Source organism: Paraburkholderia sp. RL18-085-BIA-A (assembly GCF_046027075.1).
Lineage (GTDB): Bacteria > Pseudomonadota > Gammaproteobacteria > Burkholderiales > Burkholderiaceae > Paraburkholderia.
Map to the genome: position 1 here is coordinate 1 of NZ_JARESU010000291.1, position 4,415 is coordinate 4,415.

The 4,415-nt window shown below is 61.5% G+C and carries 5 protein-coding genes and 1 pseudogene; 4 read left to right on the forward strand and 2 right to left on the reverse strand.

The window, feature by feature from the left end; all coding sequences use genetic code 11:
• Nucleotides 1-66: 66 nt before the first annotated feature.
• The 4 genes and pseudogenes from P0D89_RS51150 to P0D89_RS51165 all read left to right on the forward strand — a co-directional run.
• On the forward strand, nucleotides 67-606 hold the full coding sequence (locus P0D89_RS51150; RefSeq protein ID WP_408370525.1) for a Fe-Mn family superoxide dismutase: 540 nt from the start codon (nucleotides 67-69) through the stop codon (nucleotides 604-606).
• 40 nt (nucleotides 607-646) lie between these two features.
• Complete coding sequence (locus P0D89_RS51155; protein ID WP_408370524.1) at nucleotides 647-964, forward strand: hypothetical protein; 318 nt, start codon at nucleotides 647-649, stop codon at nucleotides 962-964.
• Between the two features lie 40 nt (nucleotides 965-1,004).
• A complete protein-coding gene (locus tag P0D89_RS51160) occupies nucleotides 1,005-1,433 on the forward strand; it encodes a chromate resistance protein ChrB domain-containing protein (RefSeq protein ID WP_408370522.1) in 429 nt (142 codons plus the stop codon).
• Nucleotides 1,420-2,247: pseudogene (locus tag P0D89_RS51165) on the forward strand (MFS transporter); the annotation flags it as partial. The gene P0D89_RS51160 and the pseudogene P0D89_RS51165, both read left to right, overlap by 14 nt.
• 278 nt (nucleotides 2,248-2,525) lie before the next feature.
• Here the strand turns inward: P0D89_RS51165 and P0D89_RS51170 are convergent.
• Nucleotides 2,526-2,903 carry a hypothetical protein gene (locus P0D89_RS51170; protein WP_408370520.1) on the reverse strand — a complete coding sequence of 126 codons (378 nt, stop codon included), beginning with the start codon at nucleotides 2,901-2,903 and terminating at the stop codon, nucleotides 2,526-2,528.
• Nucleotides 2,904-3,154: 251 nt separating this feature from the next.
• Nucleotides 3,155-3,916 (reverse strand): bestrophin-like domain, encoded by a 762-nt coding sequence (locus P0D89_RS51175; protein ID WP_408370518.1) that lies wholly within the window; start codon nucleotides 3,914-3,916, stop codon nucleotides 3,155-3,157.
• Between the last annotated feature and the right edge of the window lie 499 nt (nucleotides 3,917-4,415).

Genomic DNA, 4,415 nt, shown 5'->3' on the forward strand with positions numbered 1-4,415 from the left:
ACGTGAACCGGATGATGCGTGAGGCTGGCGAAGAAGGCTGATCCAATACAGGCTGGGGACATGACCATGCGCTTTCTGACCCGATCCGGATCGCTTGCCGCGGTCAACGCGGAAGGGCCGCAGTGGATTGTGCCGGCCCGGCTCGCGGTCGGCGTGCTGCTGCTTTGCCCCGTCGATGGAAGCATCCAGCAACTGTTCACGTTCTATCACGAAAAGCCATCGTTGCTGTTCGGCATGGTTGCCGCCGGCACGATCCCTCGCGCCATCGAGATCCTCGCCGGACTGAGTTTCGTTGCTGGTCTGGGAACAAGGCTGGCGGGGTATCCGACGATGGCTATTTTCGCTGTGCGGGCGGTGGCCAATTTGGCGAACTCATTCGGCTGTGTGTTGCTGAGCTACTCGCCACGCCTGGGCCGTCTCACGAACCAGTGGGCGTCCGATCACGCGCACACGCTCGCTGACGGCACACCGATTCTCGCGCTGGACATGTACGAGCATTCCTACCACATCGATTTCGGCCCAAAGGCTGCAGCCTATGTGGATGCCTTCATGCAAAACATCAACTGGACTAAGGTGGCGACGCGATTCGACATACTTGGTGTCTGAACGACGTCGATAACGCATCGCCACCAACCGGGAGCATGTCATGTCGATTCGTGTTCATCCGCTGGCTCTAGCCAGTCTCGTTCTGGCCGCCGGCCTCGCGGTGTCCGGGTGTAAGGAGAGACCCTCCGAAGGGCGCTATCAGGAAGCTGTCAGCCTGTCGCGGGTACCGGCGCCGGTCAAGGCAACGATCGCGCAGCAGGCACAAGGCCGCAGTGTCGGCGAAATCGAAAAGCAGACCGCGAAAGGCACGACCCGCTATTCCGTAGCGCTGGTTTCCGGCAGCCAGAAGCAGGAGCTGCTCATCGACGAAAGCGGAAAGGTGGTCGCCACCAACACCGGCGAAGACGACGACGATTGAGCGGGCGCCGCCCACACATCACTGCTGCACGGAGAACACCATGAAATGGATCACACGCGAACGTCCCAAGGTTGACCGCATCGCCTGTCCGTGGCTGATCGTCAAGTACATCGACAGGGAGGCCGAGTTCCTTTATGTGCCGCGCGATGAGGTGCTGCGGGTGGCACAGGAAACCGGTGCCATTCCCTATGACGTGCCGAACGTCGAGCTGGGTCACCACGGCGAGCTGTGCAGTTTCGATGCGTTCCTGCAGAAGTATCAGCTGACGGACTCCGCGCTGCTGAAACTCGCGCAGATCGTGCGTGGGGCGGACACCAGCCGACTCGACCTCGCGCCCGAAGCGAGCGGACTCTATGCGATTTCCGTGGGACTGTCGCGCAATTTCGACGACGATCACGAACAGCTGCGGTACGGCATGGTTGTCTACGACGCGCTCTATGCGTGGTGTCAGGGCGATGCGCGCACCTAGGACAGCGGCCTCGATCGCAGGTCGCGGTGCGGTGTCGCGCCTGATGCTGCCCGCCGGTGCGGACGCAGGCGCGCTGCCCCGGCTCATCGGTCGCGGCTTGCGTGGGTTCTGCGATGGGTTTGTCGCCGTGCTGCTGCCGGCGTACCTGCTCGCGCTCGGTTTCGGCCAACTGGACGTCGGACTGGTCAGCAGCGCGACGCTGATCGGATCGGCGCTGGCGACGATCCTGGTTGGACTGTTCGCTGGTCGCTATCCGCTGCATCGCATGCTCACTATGGCGGCAGGTTTGATGGCCGCGACCGGCATGGGCTTCGCCGGACTGTCTGCACTGTGGCCGCTACTCCTCGTTGCGTTCGTCGGAACGCTGAATCCAAGTTCGGGGGACGTCAGCCTGTTCCTGCCGCTGGAACAGGCACGCCTCGCTGGTTCGGCCGGCGGCGATGCGCGCACAGCGATATTCGCGCGCTACAGTCTGGTGGGCGCCGTGTCCGCTGCAGTAGGCGCTCTGGCGGCAGCGATCCCGGGCTGGCTTGTCGCGCATGCTGGCTGGTCACTGCTCGCAGCCCCGCGCGGATTGTTCGGCGTCTACGCGCTGGTCGGAGTTGCTCTGTGGTTCCTGTATCGCAGGTTGCCCGAACCGCCGGCCCAGGAACGATCACGCAGCGTGTCGCTGGGCCCGTCGCGAGGCATCGTCACGCGCCTGGCGCTGCTCTTCAGTGTGGACGCATTTGCCGGCGGCCTGGTCGTGAACTCGTTGCTCTCGCTGTGGCTGATGCAGCGCTTTGGCCTTTCACTGGCCGCCGCCGGGCAGTTTAACAATCGTTACCAGCGCATCGGGTGAACCACAGTGGGCGTACCAGGGGCAACGTTATATCTCGGTCGAATGGACAGGAAGCCAGGGGACCATCAAGCCGATGGTCTCAATAGCATGTGGTACCCAGTCCGACCGTAGCGCGTTTCGGTGCAACGCGGTGGCCCACTGCCGGTGGGCAGTTGCTGGTGTACTCCAAATAGGAGAAGGACAAAGAATGCGTCTTCTGACGACACCAGGCTGGATCGCGGCGGCAAAGACAACGGAGTCGGAATGCGTAATTATGGGATCGGGGAATTGTCTGTTCCCATCAAAAACCCTCTCAGCTGCCGCTCTGCTTCGAATACTTCGTGAAGAGGAGCCCTTGCGAGCTGGGCGTCATACAGCGCCAGCAGCGCTTCAAAGTCGCTGATTACCTCAGACGCGAGCCGCCACTCCCCCGTCTCATGAGCGTGCGCCAAGGTGTTCTCGACCGCAGATTCGGCGATCTTGAACTGCTCCACCAGTTGGTTGCCATAACCAGCACGCTGCAGATACCGGCTCAGGTACACCGCGCGCATAAGTTCATTGACCAGATGGCTGTTGCCATGTCCCTCGCGGCATGCGACCAACGTAAGATGACAGGACAGCGACCGTTCACTTGCGGAGGCGCGATTCATCGGCAATAGAAGTGCTTTCGTCAGCGGCCTGCGGGCTCGGCCGGGGTATCTGTTTCGCTTGGAAGACATTTTTTCGACATTGCGACGCCGGGAAGCGATTGATTATAGCGAAGCCTTATCAGAGATACGGCCGCGACGACAACCAAGGGCCGAGTCCGGACCCTGAAGAGACATTCAGCCCTCCGATTCGCAGCCGCCCGGGTGAAGCGGACAGTCGGCAGGATTGTGCGGCGGCGCTGAGCTCTATGCAGCTACTGAGCAAGTATGGCGAGCGCGTCGCGCAGAGGGGCAAATGAGACTGTAAACAGCCCGATTAGCGGCGCGGTCATTTCCAGTATCAGGAAAATTGCCACGGAAGTGGATAACGCGCCCAAAAACAACGCTGCAATGACTGTACCGTTGACGGGGGTGAGCAGGCCAAACGCGCCGAAGATGATGGATAGCCACATCACCAGGGCTACCAGCAGCGGTGTAGGGAGTGAACTCACCGCTTGCAGCAGCGCCAGCCCGCGCAGAGCCAGCACTTCATTGGCAATCTGGATGGCGTTCGCCTGCAGCTCACGCTGCTCTGCGTTACGCGGCGAGAGTTCCTTCAGCTTGTGCTGAAGGCCTTCCACCCGTCTTAACTCATGGATGCTGCTAAGTGAGGCCACCTGCGCAGGGTCGCGGGAAGCGAGTGTCTGGATCCACGTGCCGTAGCTCTGCTTAAGCAGGCCACGGAGCTCCTGCGTTTCAGGTCCATATTGGGCTAGCACGCGATCGAGGCGAACGACACCGGCGGCATTGTGCACCAGTTCACTGTTCACTGTATCGAATGAGCTTTTCGCCGAGGAGATCAGGAGGCCAAGCACCAACGCGGCCATCGTCGCGATCAGGCCGATCGCCAGCTTCACGACCCCGATTGAATCATCACCAAGGTGATCCTGCGGCAGCATGGGACGCAGGAACAAGCCAATCAGCGCGCTGCCGAATACACATACAAAGACGATCAACGCGATAACGAAGTCGCTCACAGTTCCATTCTCCGTCTCTGGTCGTAAGCCTGCGCCAATGGTGATCCAAAACGGACGCGGGGCAACGGTGGTCGAGCAGACCTAGCCCCTTTCCGGTTGTGTTGGAAGGCAAACCTTGGACGCGACGCGGACAGGCTACCGGCCGCCACGCCCACCATACCGTGTGAAGCGCAGCTTCGCCAGTTGGCCGTCAATTTGACTCCGAAGGTTGCGCCGCGCGAGGGCAGCAAGTCAACTCTGGGCGTTCCTCAAGGCGCTGACACCACGCGGTCGTAAGCGCCGTTCGCGCCGTAGGCGGCTTGATGTAGCCGCTGCCGTGTTGGCCAAGGCCACGGTGGCGCCGACCGTCGCGGCGCCAATCTGCGCAAATGTCTCCTTTATGAACAGCTCCGGATACGCGCAAGTGTAGATTCCTCGATCAGCCACGGGCCGCTTGTGGCCGCACAGGGTCCCACACCCCGGCCACGGCGACGGCCTCGGCACGGCATGCAAAGAGGTA

Excerpts from the sequence above, each read along its gene's own strand:
- P0D89_RS51150 (WP_408370525.1), top strand. The coding sequence starts at position 67 with ATGCGCTTTCTGACCCGATCCGGATCGCTTGCCGCGGTCAACGCGGAA.
- P0D89_RS51155 (WP_408370524.1), top strand. The coding sequence starts at position 647 with ATGTCGATTCGTGTTCATCCGCTGGCTCTAGCCAGTCTCGTTCTGGCC.
- P0D89_RS51160 (WP_408370522.1), top strand. The coding sequence starts at position 1,005 with ATGAAATGGATCACACGCGAACGTCCCAAGGTTGACCGCATCGCCTGT.
- P0D89_RS51170 (WP_408370520.1), bottom strand. The coding sequence starts at position 2,903 with ATGAATCGCGCCTCCGCAAGTGAACGGTCGCTGTCCTGTCATCTTACG.